General features: G+C 59.9%; 20 protein-coding genes. 14 read left to right on the plus strand and 6 right to left on the minus strand.

The window, feature by feature from the left end; translation table 11 throughout:
- The first annotated feature begins 5 nt into the window (after positions 1-5).
- The 13 genes from CQ13_RS25635 to CQ13_RS25695 all read left to right on the plus strand — a co-directional run bounded on the left by CQ13_RS25635 (position 6) and on the right by CQ13_RS25695 (position 10,431).
- Complete coding sequence (locus tag CQ13_RS25635; RefSeq protein WP_057845612.1) at positions 6-371, plus strand: hypothetical protein; 366 nt, start codon at positions 6-8, stop codon at positions 369-371.
- Positions 307-942 (plus strand): hypothetical protein, encoded by a 636-nt coding sequence (locus tag CQ13_RS25640; RefSeq protein WP_156433904.1) that lies wholly within the window; start codon positions 307-309, stop codon positions 940-942. Before CQ13_RS25635 ends, CQ13_RS25640 begins: the two co-directional genes overlap by 65 nt.
- 83 nt (positions 943-1,025) lie before the next feature.
- A complete protein-coding gene (locus CQ13_RS25645) occupies positions 1,026-1,652 on the plus strand; it encodes a hypothetical protein (protein WP_156433905.1) in 627 nt (208 codons plus the stop codon).
- Between the two features lie 108 nt (positions 1,653-1,760).
- Positions 1,761-3,170, plus strand: coding sequence for a phage tail sheath C-terminal domain-containing protein (locus CQ13_RS25650; RefSeq protein WP_057845615.1), 1,410 nt, complete (start codon positions 1,761-1,763; stop codon positions 3,168-3,170).
- A 12-nt stretch (positions 3,171-3,182) separates the two neighbouring features.
- Positions 3,183-3,686 carry a phage major tail tube protein gene (locus CQ13_RS25655; protein WP_057845616.1) on the plus strand — a complete coding sequence of 168 codons (504 nt, stop codon included), beginning with the start codon at positions 3,183-3,185 and terminating at the stop codon, positions 3,684-3,686.
- 60 nt (positions 3,687-3,746) lie between these two features.
- On the plus strand, positions 3,747-4,037 hold the full coding sequence (locus CQ13_RS25660; protein WP_245309310.1) for a phage tail assembly protein: 291 nt from the start codon (positions 3,747-3,749) through the stop codon (positions 4,035-4,037).
- Between the two features lie 165 nt (positions 4,038-4,202).
- Positions 4,203-6,740, plus strand: a complete 2,538-nt coding sequence (locus CQ13_RS25665; RefSeq protein ID WP_057845617.1) for a phage tail tape measure protein — start codon at positions 4,203-4,205, stop codon at positions 6,738-6,740.
- Positions 6,741-6,742: 2 nt separating this feature from the next.
- Positions 6,743-7,129 carry a phage tail protein gene (locus CQ13_RS25670; RefSeq protein ID WP_057845618.1) on the plus strand — a complete coding sequence of 129 codons (387 nt, stop codon included), beginning with the start codon at positions 6,743-6,745 and terminating at the stop codon, positions 7,127-7,129.
- Positions 7,129-7,335, plus strand: coding sequence for a tail protein X (locus CQ13_RS25675; RefSeq protein WP_057845619.1), 207 nt, complete (start codon positions 7,129-7,131; stop codon positions 7,333-7,335). The genes CQ13_RS25670 and CQ13_RS25675 overlap by 1 nt, the downstream gene beginning before the upstream one ends.
- Positions 7,332-8,399 carry a phage late control D family protein gene (locus tag CQ13_RS25680; RefSeq protein WP_057845620.1) on the plus strand — a complete coding sequence of 356 codons (1,068 nt, stop codon included), beginning with the start codon at positions 7,332-7,334 and terminating at the stop codon, positions 8,397-8,399. Before CQ13_RS25675 ends, CQ13_RS25680 begins: the two co-directional genes overlap by 4 nt.
- Before the next feature lie 71 nt (positions 8,400-8,470).
- Positions 8,471-9,385, plus strand: coding sequence for an N-acetylmuramoyl-L-alanine amidase (locus CQ13_RS25685; RefSeq protein WP_057845621.1), 915 nt, complete (start codon positions 8,471-8,473; stop codon positions 9,383-9,385).
- Complete coding sequence (locus CQ13_RS25690) at positions 9,382-9,897, plus strand: hypothetical protein (RefSeq protein WP_057845622.1); 516 nt, start codon at positions 9,382-9,384, stop codon at positions 9,895-9,897. Before CQ13_RS25685 ends, CQ13_RS25690 begins: the two co-directional genes overlap by 4 nt.
- 192 nt (positions 9,898-10,089) lie before the next feature.
- A complete protein-coding gene (locus CQ13_RS25695) occupies positions 10,090-10,431 on the plus strand; it encodes a hypothetical protein (RefSeq protein ID WP_057845623.1) in 342 nt (113 codons plus the stop codon).
- A gap of 563 nt (positions 10,432-10,994) precedes the next feature.
- Here CQ13_RS25695 and CQ13_RS44590 read toward each other — a convergent pair.
- Positions 10,995-11,141: a hypothetical protein gene (locus tag CQ13_RS44590; RefSeq protein WP_197427434.1), complete on the minus strand. Its 147-nt coding sequence runs from the start codon at positions 11,139-11,141 to the stop codon at positions 10,995-10,997.
- Positions 11,138-11,293, minus strand: coding sequence for a hypothetical protein (locus CQ13_RS46840; RefSeq protein WP_347337058.1), 156 nt, complete (start codon positions 11,291-11,293; stop codon positions 11,138-11,140). The genes CQ13_RS44590 and CQ13_RS46840 overlap by 4 nt, the downstream gene beginning before the upstream one ends.
- 580 nt (positions 11,294-11,873) lie before the next feature.
- On the opposite strand from CQ13_RS46840, the gene CQ13_RS25715 reads away from it, so the two are divergent.
- Positions 11,874-12,116 carry a hypothetical protein gene (locus CQ13_RS25715; RefSeq protein ID WP_057845627.1) on the plus strand — a complete coding sequence of 81 codons (243 nt, stop codon included), beginning with the start codon at positions 11,874-11,876 and terminating at the stop codon, positions 12,114-12,116.
- Between the two features lie 169 nt (positions 12,117-12,285).
- Here the strand turns inward: CQ13_RS25715 and CQ13_RS25720 are convergent, their stop codons facing one another.
- From CQ13_RS25720 to CQ13_RS25735, 4 genes are all read right to left on the minus strand, one after another.
- Positions 12,286-15,429 carry a type ISP restriction/modification enzyme gene (locus tag CQ13_RS25720; protein ID WP_082637640.1) on the minus strand — a complete coding sequence of 1,048 codons (3,144 nt, stop codon included), beginning with the start codon at positions 15,427-15,429 and terminating at the stop codon, positions 12,286-12,288.
- 215 nt (positions 15,430-15,644) lie between these two features.
- Positions 15,645-16,301, minus strand: coding sequence for a hypothetical protein (locus tag CQ13_RS25725; protein WP_197427435.1), 657 nt, complete (start codon positions 16,299-16,301; stop codon positions 15,645-15,647).
- 92 nt (positions 16,302-16,393) lie between these two features.
- Positions 16,394-16,894 (minus strand): hypothetical protein, encoded by a 501-nt coding sequence (locus CQ13_RS25730; RefSeq protein WP_156433908.1) that lies wholly within the window; start codon positions 16,892-16,894, stop codon positions 16,394-16,396.
- A gap of 440 nt (positions 16,895-17,334) precedes the next feature.
- Positions 17,335-17,715, minus strand: a complete 381-nt coding sequence (locus tag CQ13_RS25735) for a hypothetical protein (RefSeq protein ID WP_082637641.1) — start codon at positions 17,713-17,715, stop codon at positions 17,335-17,337.
- Between the last annotated feature and the right edge of the window lie 299 nt (positions 17,716-18,014).

The following is an 18,014-nucleotide window of genomic DNA, read 5'->3' on the forward strand; positions in this document are numbered from 1 at the left end:
TGTAAATGGCTGAAGAGACCACTTCGCGCGGTTATCCGCTCCCGAATCCCGACAACATCGCGCGTGAGGATGCTACCCGCATCCGCAACGCGATCGAGGCGATCAGCGGTGACATCGACGCGCTTGAAGGTGATACCGCGACGGCATCCGAGACCGTGACGGGCGGCGTCCGCCTCGCCACGGAAGCGGAAGCGACCGGCGGCACCGCGACCAACGCTGTGCCTGTCGTGAAGCGCGTCAAGGACATGATCACGGCCGCTCTCAACAGCACGTTGCCGCCTGCAATCGCGAACGCGGTCGCCAACCTTGTCAGCACCGCGCCCGCTACCTTTGGATACGCTCGGCGAGATCGCCAACGCCATCGAAGATGACCGCGAAGTTCTTGATGTTCTCGATGCGGCTATCGGGACCAAGGTCTCGAAGGCAAGCAATCTTTCGGACCTGGACAACGTCGCAACTGCGCGCACCAATCTCGGTCTCGGCGCGCTCGCCGTGAAAGGCGTCGTCGATGCCACCACGTTGATCGCAGACGGTATTGTCACGTATGCGAAGCTCGCGGCGGGCGCTGTTGCGACCGCAGCCGAGTTGTGCGCGAACACCGCGAGCAAGCTTCTCAGCGTGAGTTCGTTGTGGAGCGCGGCAAGCGTCGTCGATCTAGGCAATGTCAGCGGCACCGTCACTATCGACTTCGCTACCGGACTGAATTTCAAGATGACGACGACGGGCAGCATCACGCTTGCTAACCCGACGAATTTGAAGAGCGGACAAGCGTTCGGCCTCAAGATCGCGATGGGTGGCGCGCACACGATTGCCGTGGGATCGGAATGGCGAGTCATTGGCGGCACCGCGCCGACCTATAACAACACCAACGGCACGAACAACTACATCTCAGGTCAGCGGTGCGACGCGGGCATCATCGCCTATGCCGGGGGCAAGCTGTGAGCAATCGCCTCTTGGTTCCTAAGAAGGATCGCGCTCTCTTCGCGCCCGCTATCATCCGGCCCAGGGCAATCCTTCCCGGCATCATGCTCCCCGTTCGGGGCATCACCGGCCTGCCTCCGGTAACTCCCGGCAGTGCTACCTACAACGCGTCTGGCTCGCTGGTGGTCCCGGCCTTCAACACCATCACGTTCACCCTCTGGGGTCCGGGCGGCGGCGGCTGCGGGTTCAGCAACTCAGGAACGGGCGGCTCGGCATCGTCCATTCCCTCTCTGGGCCTCACGGCTAACGGAGGCGGTGGAGGTCGGGCATGGAACGGTGCCGACATTGCGGCTGGCGTCGGTGGCACTGCCTCGGGCGGTACGTCCAACTACACGGGCGGTGCGGGAGTATCCTCGTGGTACGTATTGAGCACCGCACATGGAGGCAATGGCGCTAACGGTGGTGGTACGGGCGGCAGGTTAGGCGGCGGCGAGTTTTTTGTAGCCGCGCAGCCGCCCGGCGGTGGCGGTTATGGGGGCTGGGACGACATGGAGAGCGGCGGCGCTGGCGGTGGCGGCGGCGGCTGTTGCGTGAGGGCATACACCCTCGGTCAGCTTACCGTTGGGAGCACCATCGCGTTCACCATCGGCACGGGCGGCGCTGCTGGCTATGCAGAATATCTCGCCGCGGAGGCTGGACAAGCTGGCCGCCTCTACGTCGTCTGGAGTTAGAATGGCAGACGAAATCTGTCTCGCTAAGGGCTACTCAAACGGTCCCGACGCCGTGAACGACCATCGTTAGGGTTCGATCAATCCCAAGACTGAGGATTGAGAGAAACCATGTCCCTTACCGACTTTCTGCACGGCGTCGAGACTGTCGTCGTTGACCGTGGCCCTCGGCCCATCCAGACCGTCCGCTCGTCCGTCATCGGACTGATCGGCACGGCCCCCGGCGCGCTCGCAGCGTCGTTTCCGCTCGATACCCCTGTGCTCGTCAATCGGCGTCAGGCCGCAGCCGCAATCGGCTCGACCGGCACGCTGCCGCAGGCGATCGACGCCATCTTCGACCAGGGCGGTGCGCTCATTGTGCTCGTCCGCGTCGAGCATGTCGCGACCGAGAACGAGCAGATGACCAAGATCATCGGCGGCGTTGACGCGGTCACTGGCGACTTCACCGGCATCCATGTGTTCCGCGCGGCCGAAGCCGAGTGCGGCGTTTCGCCGATGATCCTGATCGCTCCCGGCTTCACGCATCAGCGTCCGATTGGCGTCAGCGGCCACACCATCACCGCGCAGGGCGACGGCTACACCACGGCGAGCGTCGCCTTCTCGGGCGGTGGTGTCGGCGCAGTGTTGCCGACCGCGACGCCGATCATCACCAACGGCAAGATCACCGGCCTTGAGTTCCAGTCGCTCGGCTACGGGATCGTGTCGCCTGTGACCGCGACCATCACCGGCACCGGCACCGGCGCGACCGTGACCATCACGACCGGACCCGCCGCTAATCCGGTGGTCGGCGAAATGAAGCAGCTTGCCGATGGCATGAAGGCCCATATCATCGCCGATGGTCCCTCGACCACGGACGCCGCCGCGTTCGCCTATCGCAATGACCACGGCACCCGCCGCGTGTTCGTTGTCGATCCGAAGGTGTCGGGTTGGTCGGTCAAGACCTCGACCTACGCCATCGAGCCGTCCTCGCCCCGCGTGGCGGGCCTGATCTCGCGCGTCGATAACCAGCTTGGCTTCTGGGAGTCGCCGTCGAACAAGGAAGTCTACGGCATCGGCGGTCTCGCTCGACCCATCGACTACGCCTACGGCGACAAGAACAGTCGTGCGAACATCCTCAACGAAAACCAGATCGCGACGTTCATTCGCGACGACGGCTGGTATCTGTGGGGCAACCGCACCTGCTCGGCAGACGAGAAGTTCGCGTTCCTGTGCGTGTCGCGCACGGCGGACATGATCGACATCTCCATCGCCAAGGCTCACCGCTGGGCCGTGGATCGCTCGATCACGAAGAACTACTTGGAAGACGTGACCGCCTCCGTGAAGGCGTACCTGCGCCAGTTGAAGACGCGCGGTGCGATCCTCGGTGGCGACTGCTGGGTTGATCCCGAGTTCAACACCGAAGCCGACATCACGCAGGGTCACGTCACCTTCTCGTATGACTTCACCCCGCCGTATCCGGCCGAGCGCGTGACCTTCCGGTCGCATCTCGTCTCCGACTACATCCGCAACCTCTTCGCATAACGGGGAAGACAGATGATCCCGCGCGTACTTCGCAACTTCAATACCTTCGTGAACGGGACCGGCTATGCCGGTCGCGTCACCGAAGTCGAACTGCCCGAACTCACGGTGAAGACCGAAGAGCATCGCGGCGGTGGCATGGACGGCGTCGCAGAACTCGACATGGGCTTGGAGGCGCTGACCGCCAAGTTCACCTTCGCCGAGTATGCGAACCAGATCATCGGCCTTTGGGGCAACATGGACGGCAACGCCGCCCGCATCCAGCTTCGCGGCGCTCTTCAGCGTGACGGCGAAACTGCGGTCCCGATGGTCGTTGACCTGCACGGCGGCTTCAAGACGAACACGCTCGGCACTTGGAAGGCTGGCGATCTGTCTCAGAACGAAGCAGAGATGTCGATCCGCTACCTGAAGATTCAGATCGCCGATACCAAGGTGATCGAGATCGACATCGACAACATGATCCGCATCGTCAACGGCGTCGATCAGTTGGCGTCCATCCGCGCAGCGATGGGCATGTAATCCAAACCGACCGGCTTGCTTCGGCAGGCCGGTCACAATCCGAAGATGGGAGAACTACCTGTGACGACCGAAGTAAAGAAGAAGCCTGACATGCGGCTGTCGGCGAGCATCACGCTTGACTTCCCGCCGACTGTCGATGGCACCCAATACAAGACGTTGATCATGCGTCGGCCGAAGACCAAGGACTCGATCAAGGCCGCGAAGTTCAAGGGCCATGACGCCGACAAGGGCATTTTGCTCCTGGCTGATCTCTGCAACGTCTCGCCCGATGTGATCGAAGAGCTTGACGAGATCGACGCGATGAAGCTCAGCGATCAGCTTGAGGCTTTTCGTGGGGGTCAGTCGAGCTAAGCGATCTTCGCAAGGCTGTACTGACCCTGATCAGACTGTCGAAGGGCGGCTTCACGCTCTTCGAGGTCGAGGAAATGTACCTCGACGATTTCTACGGTTGGCTCGAAGACGCCACTTCCCTTCAGGCCGACATCAACAAGGCGATGAAGGGCAAAGGCAAGTAGTATGGCGACCGGCTTCTCCGTATTTGTGAACATCGGAGGCAAGGTTAGCCCGAGCCTCAACGCCGCCGTCAGCGCAGCGAAGTCTCAGGTCAATGGCCTCGGGGCTTCGCTCGCCGGCATGGCCGCAAGAATCAACGCACCGTTCGCGGCCGTCAACAATCATCTGACCGATACCTCGAAGCGTATGGCGGCGATGCAGCGCGCGGGCCGCAACGCGACGTTTGGCGTTACGGCACCGGCCGCTTGGTTCGGCGCTAACTTGATAAAGGATGCTTCCGAGTTCGCCAAGGCCGGCAACATGGTCGAGGCGCTGGGCGAAGCGACCAAGCAACAGCGCGAAGAACTCTCGAAGTTGTCGCAGGACTTGGCCGGGCGATTCGATGCCGGCGGTGCGACGGGCATCATGAAGTCCGCGACCGAGCTTCTGAAGGCGGGCTTCACGTTCGAGCAGACCCGTGGGGCGCTGGAACAGGTTCTCGCTGCATCGGCGCTCGCTGGCGATATGACGCCGGCCGACGTTGGCGCGTCGCTCAGCAAGACGCTGACGCAGTTCGCGATGCCTATGAAGACGTATGAGCAGGCGATGAAGTCTTCGACCATCGTCACCGACCGCATGGTCTACGCCGCCGTGTCCACGGTCGCGTCCATGAAGGATATTGCGGAGACGTTCAAGTATGCCGGCGGCGTCGCTTCGACGACCGGCAACTCGCTCGACTCGGTCACGGCGATGACTATGGCGTTCGCCAAGGCTGGCGTGCTCGGCTCGGAAGCCGGCGTTGCGCTGCGCTCGGCTATCGTCCGTCTCGTCAAGATGCCGAAGGGCGGCATGAAGGCGTTGAGCCGCATTGGGATGAACCTTGCCGACTACACGCAAGCGCGCCCGGTCACGGCCGATAGCGTTCTCACGGGCCTGAAGACGGACGGCATTGATGCGTCATCTGCCAAGGGCCAGATCGCGGACATCCTCAAGAACCGGGGCACCAAGGATCAGGCCACCATCTCGGCTGAGATCACCAAGGCGGTGCAGGGGACCATTGGCAGTTCGTCGGCGGTTGACGCCAACCAGATCGCGGAGTCGGTGAACGACGCTGTTGCGGCCGCTGGCTCGAAGGTCGATATCACGAAGTTCATGACCGACCTCAAGGCAAAGATGGACGCGGGTATCGCGACGACCGGCGACATCGCACAGATTCTCGAAGCGCGCCACATCTCGCGATACATGGCTCTGCTGAAGACCGACCTGCCGGCTCTGATCAAGGAAGTCACGGAGAAGTCGGACGGCTATTCTAAGAAGCAGTACGAGATCGCCAACCAGGGCTTGCCCGCCGTTCTGCTCAAGCTCAGTGCGGCTTGGGCAAAGCTGCGCAACACGGTAGTCGAGTCGGTCGGCGCGGACATCGCCAACGCCTTCACTCGCCTCGCCGACGCGATGCAAAACCTCGCGAAGACGAATCCCGCACTGTTGAAGCTGGCTGTCGGCTTTGCCGTTGCCGCAGCCGCAGCGGGTCCGCTGATGTTCGTTCTCGGCGCGCTCGGGCGCGTCGGGCTGCTCGCCATGCGCGGCCTCAACCTCGCAGTGATGGCATTGCTTGTGCCGTTTCGGCTTTTGGCCGTAGCCATCGTGGCGGCGACGGGGCGCTTCGCCGCGATGATGCTCGGCTTCCGCATGCTGACCGCGCTCGGTGCCGGCGCTACCCTTGCGGCGCTCGGTGGCAGCTTGCTCGCGCTCGGTCGAGCGATCCTGCTCTTCCCGATCACGGCTCTGCGCGCCATCACCGTTGCGATGTGGGCGCTCGTTGCCAACCCGGTCGGCCTGATTATCACCGCGCTCGTTGCCGCGCTCACTGCGCTTGGCGTGTGGGTCTACAACAATTGGGCGGGCATCAAGGAGTTCTTCAGCGCGTTCGGCAAGAGCTTTGTCGAGGGCGTCGGCGGGGCGAACGGGCCGCTGGGCACGATGGTCGGTCATCTTCAGAGCGCGTATAACTGGCTGTCGCAGTTGCTTGGCCCGCTCGATGCGACCGGCGCGAAGTGGCGTGAGTGGGGCGCGGCTGTCGGCGGCGCGGCGGCGACCGGCGTCAACACCGTGATCTCCGCGATCCAGCGATTGATCGGCTTCATCGGCACCGCCATCGGCGCGGCCGGAAGGCTCGGCAGTGCGATCAGCAATCTATGGTCATCGAAGGCGACCCCCAACGCACCGAATGCCTCGCCTATCGCTGGCGCTCGCGCGCTCGGTGGCCCCGTGACCTATGGCAAGCCGTACCTTGTCGGCGAGCGCGGCCCCGAGCTTTTCGTGCCCGGTCAGACCGGACGCATCGAGACGAACGACACGCTGCGCAGGTTGACCTCTGACGGGGCTGCGGCGGTCGCTGGCGCGTCTTCGTCGAGCAGCACGTCCAATACCAACAGCGCGACGATCAGCATTCAGGTCGCCGGAAACGGCAATGCAAACGACATCGCGCGTGAAGCTGAAGCCGCAGTCTACCGCGCGTTCGCTCGGCTCGAGTCCGAGCAGCGCGGCCTCTTGAGTGATTGATCATGCAAAGCACCGTCCTTCTCGCGCTTGGCGCATATCGGTTCGCAGTCTCCAACGGCGCGTATCAGAAGTTCGACCGCACGTCGTCGTGGCGGTGGCCGTCTACTGAGCGCATCGGCATGGCCCCGGCACCGCAGTATGTCGGTCCCGGCGATGACACGATCACGATCGATGGCGTGATCTTCCCGCACTTCAGGGGCGGGTTGCGCCAGATCGACCAAATGCGCGCGCAGGCCGGTCTCGGCATGCCGCTGCCGCTTGTCTCGGGCTACGGCCGGTATCTCGGCGTCTACGTCATCGAGAAGATCAGGGAGACTCAAGATGTCCTGATGTCGGACGGCGCTCCCCGCAAGATCGAGTTCCAGATCGAATTGAAGGCTTACGCGTGATGGAACAGTACACGACGATGGAGGGCGACACTGCCGACCTGATCGCCTACCGGCGGTACGGCGTGACGCATGGCGCGACCGAAGCGATCCTGCGCGCCAATCCCGGTCTCGCTGCGGCGGGCACCAAGCTCCCCGAAGGCATGACGATCAACCTGCCGGCGTGGTCGGTGAAGAAGGAACTGAAGACCGTGAGGATTTGGTCATGAGGCCCGCTGCACGCATCATGCTCGACGGGATCGACATCACCGCGAACCTGCTCCCGGCGCCCTTCGGCATGCCGCTGGAAAGCGGTGGTCACGTCATTCCCGGCGGCGTTCTCGGCTTCGGCAAGGGCGCGCTGCTGTCGATCACCGTCACGGACAACGAAGGCAAGAAGTCGGACTCATGCGACCTTGAATTGGATGCCCGCGAGTACATCCCGTCGCCGGGCAAGGGATCGAAGCTGCGGGTCTGGCTCGGCTTTGCCGAGACCGGCGTCAACTACATGGGCACCTTTCTGATCGACTCGTGGACGAAGAAGGGCCGTCCCAAGATCATGACTGTGTCGGCGAAGGCGGCTGGCCTGACGACGGATATCAAGGCTCCGAAGTCGCGCTCGTATCATGAGAAGAGCGTCAGCGACATCGTCAATCAGATCGCCGGCAAGCACGGCCTGTCCGCTGTCGTGGCCGGCGAAATCGGGAGCATCAAGCCGGGGCATCTCGATCAGTCCAACGAGTCCGACCTCAACTTCCTGACCCGATTGGCTGGCCGCGTCGGTGCGAACTTCAAGCTGGCTGACGAGAAGATCATCTTTAACAAGGCGGGTTCCGGTCAGCTTCCCGGTGGCGGTGCCGCGCCTACGTTCGTCCTGGCTGAGACCGGCTGCACCGATTGGGATTGCACCGGCTCGACGCGCGGCGACTATCGGTCGGTCGAGGCGGCGTGGCACAACGTCAAGAAGGGCGAGCGCGAGTGGGTGAAGGAGGGCGGCGGCTCGCCGACGTTTCGCAGCCGGAAGCTCTTCAAGACGGAGGAAGAGGCGAAAGCGCAGGCCAAGGCCACGAAGGGCGCGCTCGCTCGCGGCAGCAAGGTCTTCGGTGCCAACTTTCTCGGCCGCACGGAGATGTTCGCGGGCGCCGGGTTGACCGCGATTGGGTTCGATCCTGACGTGGACGACTCCTACACGATCAAGTCTGCGATCCATCGCCTGAATGATCAGGGCCTCTCGACGCGCATCTCATGCGAGCAGGGCGGCGAAGGCGATGACAATTCATGGGGCGGTGGCTAAGGCTACTCAAACGGTCCCGCCAACTGCGGAACGATTGGCAATGATACTCCCGAACATTTTCGGAGAGTGTCATGCAGTCGATCACCATCAACAAGGGTTTGGGTTTCCAGAACGGGCGTCAGCTTCCGTTCGTGAAGAGCCCGAACATCGGTGGCAAGCTCAACCCCGTTTACATCGTGATCCACGATACCGCGTCGGGCCTCAAGGAGGACGGCGACGTGTCGTGGCTGACTAACCGCGCCAGCAAGGTCTCGGCGCATGTCGTGGTCAGCCGCGAAGGCAAGATCACGCAGCTTGTGCCGTTCAACGTCGTCGCGTGGCACGCCGGTCAGTCTTCGTGGAAGGGCAAGAAGTTTCTCAACGCCTTCGCTGTCGGCATCGAGATCGACAACCCCGGCAAGATGGAGAAGGTCGCGGAGGGCGTCTATCGCAACTCCATCGTCACCATCGACACCAACAAGAACCCGAAGCTGAAGGTCGAGTACGCCAAGACCAAGGCGCACGGTGCCGGCTACTGGCTGGCCTACAGTGACGAGCAGATCGCCGCCGTCGAGGAACTCTGTCGGGCGCTCGTTGACGCGTTCAACATCGAAGACATCGTGACTCACTGGATGATCTCGCCGGGTCGGAAGATTGACACCAACCCGCTGTATCCGCTCGAAGCCCTGCGCAAGGCGGTGCTCAATTACAAGCCGGTGGGGCTCATGTCGCAGTCGGACGAAGGCGAGCGCACCGACACCGACGAAAGCGGCGTGCCGGACGAAGTCGAGATCGAGCCGCACAACGCGATCCAGGACGAAAGTGCCGGCGGCGTTAGCAAGCTCAAGCAGTTCATCAAGAGCAAGTTCACGACGGTATCGGGTCTCTTCGGTGGCCTGTCCCTGTCGTCGTTCACGGGTTTGCTCACTGACTGGAAGGTCATCACCGCGCTCGGCGTCTTCATCCTGATCGGCCTCGCTCTCTGGATTTGGAGTGAGAAGAAGTGATCGAGACCGTCAGGGGCTTCTTCACGGGGCTCGTCAAGGGCACGTTCATCTCCGACTTCCTGTGGGACATCGCGATCTCGGACGTGGTCTTGACCTCCATCGGCATGTTCGCGCTCTGCGCGGCCGTCGTTGGCTACATCCCCTTCGGTAGCTTGATCCCGGTCGTCGGCGGTTATGTGCGGGCGGCGAGGGCGCTCTTCATTCTGTCGCTGACCATCCTCGTCTTCTTGCTCGGCTTCCGCACGGCGGATCGGCGCGCTGAAGCCGCTGAGCTTCGAGCGAAGATGGAGATCAAGGACAACGTCATCGCCACGCAGAAGATCGACTTGGCCTTCTCCGCACAAGCAGCGGAGGAAGCCGCAGACGAGCGAAAGGCCGCAGCCGAGCGAGCCAAAGCCGACCAGGACAGGATTGCCAACTATGCGAAACAACTCGAAGCGCGCGGCGGTAATGCTGCTTGCCTGCTCACTGATGACGACTTTCCTCGCCGGCTGCGTGACGACCGGAAGTAATCCGCCTCCGATCAACCGCACCATTCCCCATGAGTCGACTCTTGTGCCTGACGAAGTTCCCGCTCCCAATGTGCGCCCCGGTGTGGACGCGCGAGTGGCTTGGAAGCTCGAAGAGGCTGCACGGATCGAAGCAAACCATCGGCTTCGCGTGGGCCGCAGCAACGTGCGTAAGGCACGCATCAAGGCATCCCAATGATCTCGATTGAAGAAGGCGTTGTCGCCGGCCTCGCAACACTGGCCGGTGGCGGCATCGGCATACTGATCCGCAACGCCGTTCTGCACACGCGCAACCAAGCGTCGGCCAAGGCTGCGCAGGCCATTGCCCATGAGGCGAAGCAAGCCGCTGCCGATGCCTTCCGTCTGGCTGCTGCCGCAGAGCGTGAGCTTGCGCAGTTCCGAGAAAAGGTCGCGCAGGAATACGCGACGATCCATCTGATCGACCGGCTCGAAGAGCGGCTGGTTCGGTCCCTCGATCGCGTCGCCGAACGCTTCGACAAATTTCTGACGAGTACCGCAAACAACGGAAAATCATGACCGCAGCGACGAACAGGAAGCATCATGAGCGAACGAGTTTACATCGGCGTCATCGCCGTTGCCTTTGGCATTGTGTTCGCGCTGATCGCCTACGGCATCAGCCAAGTGTAACGACGGCAAGGGCTACTGGATCGGGCCTGTCAGGGCCAGCCGGTTCGTTATTCTTTGGTCATTCGCTTCGAACGGTTTTGCACCAACGGAGGCCACGACCATGAAGCTGTAACCGCCTGACTGATTGGAAACCTTGGAACCGAACGCCTGAGAATTGATGGAGTAAATAGAGGCGGCTTTCGTACCCGCCGGGCTCAGTAAAAAGAGCGGGTTCAACGCGGACCCGGAGCACACGCAGCCTAAAGACGACATCAAGATCGACCGTGGGCGACACGGTCAAGAGGCCCGCCGGGGAAGCCCGAGCGGGCTTCTTTGTTATCCTATCACGCGGCTAAAGGCCGGATGCTGCTTGGCGGTTCTACCACTCTCTTGGGCATGTCCCATTGTGCTTGAAATAAGCGCCCAAAGGAGGACGATCACCATACCGACAAGTGTGATGCGCGTCGGGCGGTTCACGAGATCACCGGGTATTCGAAGGCAACGCCTTCCGGATCGTTCTCCTCAAACCACTTTTCTGCGGCATCTGCATTGGCGAACACTTTGATGTGCTCGGCATCGCCGACCTGTTTGCTTGTGTTAACGTAGACAAAAACGGTCATTGGTCTCTCTTCAGCTTGCGCTTGCCCCAGTGATGACCCTTGCGATCGGGATTAAAGACCCGTTCGACATGACGATTCAACGCGCGCATGACGCCGATCCGGGCCAACATCGTCGGGCCGCCGGTCTCTGCAACCAGGATCAGCGCCTCCATGGCGGCCTGCCATTCCGGCGCGGAGTGCTCAGCCTTCGGCAGCTTCGTGATGTAGCTGGCGGCATCCCTCAAGGTGAGGAGCCACCGGCCATTCGGAAGCAGTATTGGGTCCTCAAACGAGGTGGACCAGGGCAATAAAATCTACTCGGGGCAATGATCTTGGGTGTTCCGCCCCAGCACACCCTATTCCTAGCGGCTTGTCACTAGTTCACGTTTTGTTCTATTATCCGCTATCGTGAAAAATGACCGCGAAATCGAGATCCTGTTCAGGCGGCTTCGGCTGTACGACCGGCTTGAGCGCCGCGCAGAAGGCCTTATCCGAACAATCCAGCGAGAATTGAAGGAGCGCTATGGGCCTAGATCACGTTCGTTCCGAAATCGAGCACATGCGCGTCCAAGTCGGCCGGCAGCGTAAGGAAATCTTGCAGCTTCAGCGCGCCGGCATCTCGACTGCGGCGGCTGAGCTTATGCTGCAGAGGATGCTGGCTAAGATAGAGGGCCTTTGTGATGAGCGGGACCGGCTCAAGAAAGAGCAGGGCGGTCCGACGAAAGGGCGTGTGCTTGGCGGCCGGAGTTGGTGATGGCAGAGCCGTTGAAGTGGTTCGACGAGAAGGCGGCGGACAATTCGCCTTGGATTAAGGCGCTAGCCGAAGTGCGCCAGCGGGCCCCTCGTGAGGGCTACTGCTACCAGCACGTCCAAGCCATCATTGTTGCGATTGATCAGTATGCGGAGAAGGCGCTGGGCAATCGGAGCTATTTCCTGAACAAGCCTTACAGCATCGGCGGATCGACAAAAGGTAACGACGTCCCGCGAATCGAATGAAGACGCTAGGCCTTGTCGTACGGAGACAGCCTCAATTTATTGTTGGGTGGTTACACCATTCCATGCGAGGCAGCCGAGCGATGTGAGGGCTAGGCTAGACATACCAGAGAAGGGCGAGGCGCTGGCCGTCGGACGCTTTCACAAAGCAGAAATACCGGTAGACAGGTCGTCAGGCTGACTTTGCTTTGCGCCGCTTTGGTTTGGGGTCGCGGTCCAAGCGCTCGCGTGCGATGTCTGCGCGCTTGTTATCGATGAGTCGCGTCGTTGTTCGCATCATCTCAACAATACTTACCGTTTTCACGCTGACAGTTACCACGCGCTTTAGCAAGTCAATGACCTCTTCCTTGTAGTCGGCGAATCGGTAGGTGTTGAACTTTTCGCGGACAACCTCGTTGTCGGGCATCGTTTCTTTACGCTGGCCAAGCACCCAGTCGATGGCGGGACGGTTGGCCAATGTGTATTCCCATGCCGCCGCCGGTACGCCGGAAAGCTTTGTCTCCGCATCCAATACGATAGTCCCGCTATCTCGGTCCGACTTCAGGATCACGCGCGGATTCTGGCCACTGGCGCTGACTTTCTCGTCTGGTGTGTCGGTGCGCACCACCGGGAATGGCTCGGCAGCCTCATAATCAAGATGAAGCTTGAGTAGATCCTTGCCCCAATCGCGCCAACGCTTGAAGTCAGGATAAAAGGGGATACGAGGGAACTCGCGCTTGAGGTTCAGCGCATAGGTCTCGCGATAGATCGGGTCGTGCAGCACGCCGTAGACGTAGGCGAAGATATCGTCCTTGGTGATAGCTGCTTTGTCGCCGTAATGAGCGGTGAACTGTTCCAGCGCCCAATCGGTGATGTTGTCGACGCGTCCTCCTTCCTTTGACAAGCGCCATCGTGAAATGCCTTGGGTGCTGCCGTTACCCTTCTTCAATAGGCAGGTATCAAATTGCCCCTTGGTGGCCAATGCAGCAAGAGGATTCGATGACGCGATAGATAAGAATGTGATTGTCGGGTTCTCAGTGGTGTAGTCATACATTTCATGCAGGCGGAAACTTTGGCTATTCAAGTCGCGGTCAAAATAGACGAATTTCCCCGTAAATGGGCGATATGTTGAGGCGACGATCTTCCGCTTGTCGAACGCTATCTTGACTTTCCTCTTGAGACGCCCGGTTATCTCACGGTCCCACTTGATTTCGTTGAGGTGTACAGCCTCCGGATCTGAGCGGGCCTTCTCGTAGCCTGCAACAAGCGCCTTGATTTTCTTGATGAGCGCATCGAAGTCGAAGTCGTAGACCCAGTCATCGCGTTTGGTTTGAAGCCCATTTGACACCAAGCGGACTATCGCTCGATCTTGCGACGCGCTCTTGGCGGACTTGTTCGCTGCATCAACCAGCGGAATGAACTCATCCCAATTGTTCTCAGCCTGGTCGAGCCAGTCGTTCTTTCGATCTGGAACGATCGTCTGGAATGTCAGAGTTTTTATGGAGTGGCTGGAAAGGAAGGAAAGCTTCTCTTCAGCGGTCTCCATTTCTGGGCGGCGTACGTAGCGAATGACGGCACCGGCCTTGTTTTTCTTCTTCACCAGAAACGTGATTGCGACGCCCGTCTGGATGCCGAAGACATTATGCTTAGTGCCGGAAAGCCGAGGATTTTCGCGAACATCACCACCAAGATCGACAACCCAAACTTCCGCGAAGTCGCGCGCCACGACTTTACGAAAGCCATCGTATGCCGCCTTAGTAAACGGCTTCCGGCCAGTGATAAAAGTGATCACGCCGTCATCCGCCACCCTGTCTGAGGCCCACCGGATGAATCGAGTATACATGTCATAGACACTGCTCTGGTTCTGAGCCGTTCCTTCTTTGACGTAGGTTGCAGCGATCCGCTCATCGATGCGCGCGTAAAGCCGGTTAGCGTTGCGCTGATTGAAGTTCTCCTGCCACGCGTTGTATGGCGGATTACCGATGACAACGCTTATTTTGCGACCATTCTGGCGCTTGATGCGTTGAACATTCTCGGTGCTGATACCGCCAAGCAGGTCGCCGTAATGCTGGCCCATAAGGACCCTAAGCGCTTCGGTGTTGTCTAATGTGTCGACGAAGCAAAGGTTAGGGAAGTCCGCATATTGCCCAGTGATCGCCGCGTAGGTCGCCTCGATGTTTAGGTTCGCGACGTAGTAAGGCAGGATGGCTACTTCGTTGGCATGCAGTTCGTTCTGGTATTTGTATTTCAGCGCGTCGGTCCGCCCGCGGAAATGCTCCAACAATTCTACTATGAACGTTCCCGTCCCCGTGGCTGGGTCAAGGATTTCAACGTCCTTATCGATTAGGTTCTTTCCGAAGTGCTTCTCGCAGAGCCAGTCTGCGCTATCTACCATGAAGCGCACGATTTCGTTGGGCGTGTAGACTACACCCAACCGGTCAGCGGCCTTTGCATTATATACTTTGTAGAAATTCTCGTAGATCGCCTTGAGGAATCCCTGCTTCTCCGAATGGCTCTGGATCAATGCAGCAGTGGAGCGAATAGCGGCGTAATAGGGCTCCAGCGCGTGCAGCGTCTGTTGTTTGATTTCGCCACGAAAAAATAGTTGTTCCAGGGTATAGAGCGCCTTGGCGACGTTGTTCTCCCGGTGGAAGTCGCTCTCGCCGAAGACGCGGGCAAAAATGTCCTCGGTCAGGATGTGCTGAATTAGCATCTCGCGCACGTCGGCGTCAGTGACGGCGGGATTGATTGTCGCCTGGGCTTGCTTAAGGAAAGCTCGCGCAGCCGTGGCGAAGGCTTTGTTTCCGGCGTAGGCTTCGTCGATGCGCTCGCGCAGTGCCTTCAGCACAGCGGGCAGGTCGAACTTGAACTGCTCGATGGCTTTGCGGAAGTCGGCGATCTCTGGCCGCTGGTAGCCAAAGAACAGCTCGAGCAGTTTGTTTAGGTTTTCAACATCGTCGACGCCGCAGCGCATCACTTCCTGACCGTGCTGGATCAGGATCGCACGGGTGGAATCCTCGAAGATGATGTTGGTCTGCGGATAGCCCCGCCGGAATTTTTTGGCGATTTCCTCGTCGAGATCGTCATTCGTATCTTTCGCTTCCCAGTAGCCGAACGGCACGCGCAGGCCGTGCAGCAAAGCGCCATCGATGTAACGGCGCTCCTTGGTGGGCGTGATGTACTCATGTTCGGGGATGAACTGCAGTTCGCGGGAGCGGCCCCAAGCTTTGAGCAGGTCCTTAAAAGCCTCGCGCACCACTGATTCGCGATTCACGCCAGATACCCGCCGAAGGCGATCGAGATCGCCGAGATACTGGTTAATCAAGTGTTGACTCATCCGCCCCCCGGAGGCTGCATACGGGCCCGCCCGCGCGCCCTGCGCGGCTCACAATAGAGCCCGTACAGACTAAGCGCTAGTCAGGCGAAATGGTCGTCCACTGGCCACCTTCCTCAAACCGGGCTTCTCAGCTCGCTGGCTCTCTCGCTAGTAGCTCCGGACCTCTTTGCTAAATGCGGCGCTCGATCTGACGCGGATACTGCTCGTAGTCCTTGTCAAGCTGCATTGGCTATCCTTTCGATCACCTCGCTAGCGCGAGAGAAGGGGACGGCAACCGCTCCCACTTGAAGAAGGTTCAAATCCGCAGCCGACCAATCGTCCTCATCGTCATACACGATGCGTTGAATCAGGTTGGGGTTTCCGATTGCCTTTACGTCAAGGTTGGCAACAACACGCGCGTTAATAGACGAGGAGTCATTCGAAACAGGATCAATTATTAGTTTCCGTTCGCCTTGCAAGCTGACAACATTTGCAAACTTGTGGCGCTTATTGCTGTTCCCGATAACAAACTCGCCATGAGCTACGCGATCGTCAAAGCGCTTCGAGAGAAAATCAGCCAAAAGCATTCGAAAATCACGCGACCGCTTGACCTTCCCGTGGTCGAACATCCAGCGAGCGACCTCTTGAGAGGCGTTGGCTACATGCAACACCGCAAGCGGGGCTGCTTCAATTGGCATTCTCGGCGTGTAGATCACGCTATCCCGAATCAGAAGACCTTGTTCTCGGACGAGGTGGCCAAGGGTCCGATCATAATTCCTGACTTCAATGCCGGCTGCCAATGCCTCACCCAATGCGCCCCCCTCATCGGAGGCAACAATCGTTTCGGCACCGCCGCGCACTGTAACGCGGACCAGTCCGTTCGACGGGTACATGCAGTGGGTTGTCACGACGATCCCATCTTCCGTAGGCTCGCAGTGAGCGAGTTGCGAAAGCCCCGTGCATGTCAAAGTCATAAGGTTCGGAGTCATAGCAGCAACCCTGGTCCGGGCAGTCCGATCAAATGGCTCCCGGGGAGAGAATCTATATTCGTATCAGTACAAAACCAACGGAGAACTGCATCAAACGTTCGGCCCGGCTCCATGTATGGCAAGGCATCGTGAAGCTTTGGTGGTTTGGTGGCCCCACGAAAAAATCGTTGGTTAATGGGCCATGAATGATAATGGGGGCCGACGACGATCATCGGAACGAACCCATTGGTATAGCCGTCAATCGAATTTGGATGGGTCTCGTCGGTATAGTCGAGACGACAAATCGGCCCGTCCAGCACGATTTGAAGGCGAAATTTGATGTCCTTGGCGTGTGGGAACCCAACAATCCACAGTTGCCCCATGAGTTCGCCGCCAACCTCTAGAGGGTATTTCATGACGACTTCGCGGGGATTGAAGCCCAGCGCCCAAGTCGGAGCCGAGTCATAACCCAGAATGCGCTTGCGAGCGGCCGCATAGGCCGTGATCGCAGCGACCATGTCCCCCCGTGTCGCCATGCCGCTGGAGGTTGTTCTATCCGGAACGAGTCCGCAATGCCCCTTTCAAGAAATAGGGCGATATTCTGGCGGCGGGGGGCCAGTCAGCGTTGGAACAAGCGTGGTGGCGGCTTTGTTCCTTCATTCTATCTGAAGCTGCGGTTGGCTGGCTGGCTATCGGCTGGCGGGCTAGGCGATTTTGAACTAACGGAATCGCCTTAGCAGCAACGACAAAACGACGAACGCAGTGCACAAACTGTGATACAAAATGGGATACAAATTGTGATACACGGCGCGGTCAAAAAGCGTAAAAACACAATGAAATCAACGGTGTGATGTGTAAATTGGTTCTCTCCGAGCGCACCACCTTAAAAATCAGCCTTGTTTTGTTGGGTTTCGGCTCCGCGGCCCGCGTCCTGTCACGGGGGCAAGGGGCAAACCCGTCACGGCTCGGCCGGGCTCGATCGAGGTTTGAGCGGGATTTGGAACGTCTTGTATCGCGCGATCTCAGGAAAGCCATCCGCGGCTCTGGTGGAGACTAACCCGACGACCGCGGCCGGAACTTCTTTGCCGACCAGCCGGCTGATCGCCGTGGTTTGACCTTTGCTCAGTTGGACGTCGGGCGCACCCGCTGCCGCCATCGCGGTCCTGACGCGGCTGATCGACGACTCGGAGTATCTATCGTCGATCGCAATCGTCTTACCAGTCAGGTCGGAGACCGACTTGACGTTGGGACCTGCCACGAGGACGGCCACGAGCGCGTCCAGCGATGCATCCAATGTCGGGACCGACATTCGCTCCGCGACGGCAGATGCGGCCGCCACCTGCTCCTCTGTCGTTCGGGTCGGCGGAACGTCAGTCGTTGGATGGGTATCGGTGGCGCTTGCTGGAGGCGCTTGGGAAGCAACGGCATTGCCCGTCGTCTGCTGGTTCGCTTGCGGAGAAGGAACCGGAACGGGAATGGCAGCTTTCGCCGCTACCTTGATTGGCTTGCGTGTTCGACGGACCGCGTGGTCCGCGTGAGATCGGGGCGGCCTGTCACCGCACAAGGCGACGGCGGACACGGGTTTCGTTGCGGCAGAATCGCTCTCATACGACTCAGGTTCGATCGGCACATGAACCG

The sequence above is a fragment of the Bradyrhizobium retamae genome (assembly GCF_001440415.1).
GTDB lineage: Bacteria > Pseudomonadota > Alphaproteobacteria > Rhizobiales > Xanthobacteraceae > Bradyrhizobium > Bradyrhizobium retamae.

Excerpts from the sequence above, each read along its gene's own strand:
- CQ13_RS25695 (WP_057845623.1), top strand. The coding sequence starts at position 10,090 with ATGATCTCGATTGAAGAAGGCGTTGTCGCCGGCCTCGCAACACTGGCC.
- CQ13_RS25665 (WP_057845617.1), top strand. The coding sequence starts at position 4,203 with ATGGCGACCGGCTTCTCCGTATTTGTGAACATCGGAGGCAAGGTTAGC.
- CQ13_RS25725 (WP_197427435.1), bottom strand. The coding sequence starts at position 16,301 with ATGTACCCGTCGAACGGACTGGTCCGCGTTACAGTGCGCGGCGGTGCC.
- CQ13_RS46840 (WP_347337058.1), bottom strand. The coding sequence starts at position 11,293 with ATGGAGGCGCTGATCCTGGTTGCAGAGACCGGCGGCCCGACGATGTTG.
- CQ13_RS25655 (WP_057845616.1), top strand. The coding sequence starts at position 3,183 with ATGATCCCGCGCGTACTTCGCAACTTCAATACCTTCGTGAACGGGACC.
- CQ13_RS25670 (WP_057845618.1), top strand. The coding sequence starts at position 6,743 with ATGCAAAGCACCGTCCTTCTCGCGCTTGGCGCATATCGGTTCGCAGTC.
- CQ13_RS25680 (WP_057845620.1), top strand. The coding sequence starts at position 7,332 with ATGAGGCCCGCTGCACGCATCATGCTCGACGGGATCGACATCACCGCG.
- CQ13_RS25720 (WP_082637640.1), bottom strand. The coding sequence starts at position 15,429 with ATGAGTCAACACTTGATTAACCAGTATCTCGGCGATCTCGATCGCCTT.
- CQ13_RS25685 (WP_057845621.1), top strand. The coding sequence starts at position 8,471 with ATGCAGTCGATCACCATCAACAAGGGTTTGGGTTTCCAGAACGGGCGT.
- CQ13_RS25650 (WP_057845615.1), top strand. The coding sequence starts at position 1,761 with ATGTCCCTTACCGACTTTCTGCACGGCGTCGAGACTGTCGTCGTTGAC.
- CQ13_RS25730 (WP_156433908.1), bottom strand. The coding sequence starts at position 16,894 with ATGGTCGCTGCGATCACGGCCTATGCGGCCGCTCGCAAGCGCATTCTG.
- CQ13_RS25645 (WP_156433905.1), top strand. The coding sequence starts at position 1,026 with ATGCTCCCCGTTCGGGGCATCACCGGCCTGCCTCCGGTAACTCCCGGC.
- CQ13_RS25635 (WP_057845612.1), top strand. The coding sequence starts at position 6 with ATGGCTGAAGAGACCACTTCGCGCGGTTATCCGCTCCCGAATCCCGAC.
- CQ13_RS25675 (WP_057845619.1), top strand. The coding sequence starts at position 7,129 with ATGGAACAGTACACGACGATGGAGGGCGACACTGCCGACCTGATCGCC.
- CQ13_RS44590 (WP_197427434.1), bottom strand. The coding sequence starts at position 11,141 with ATGACCGTTTTTGTCTACGTTAACACAAGCAAACAGGTCGGCGATGCC.
- CQ13_RS25715 (WP_057845627.1), top strand. The coding sequence starts at position 11,874 with ATGGCAGAGCCGTTGAAGTGGTTCGACGAGAAGGCGGCGGACAATTCG.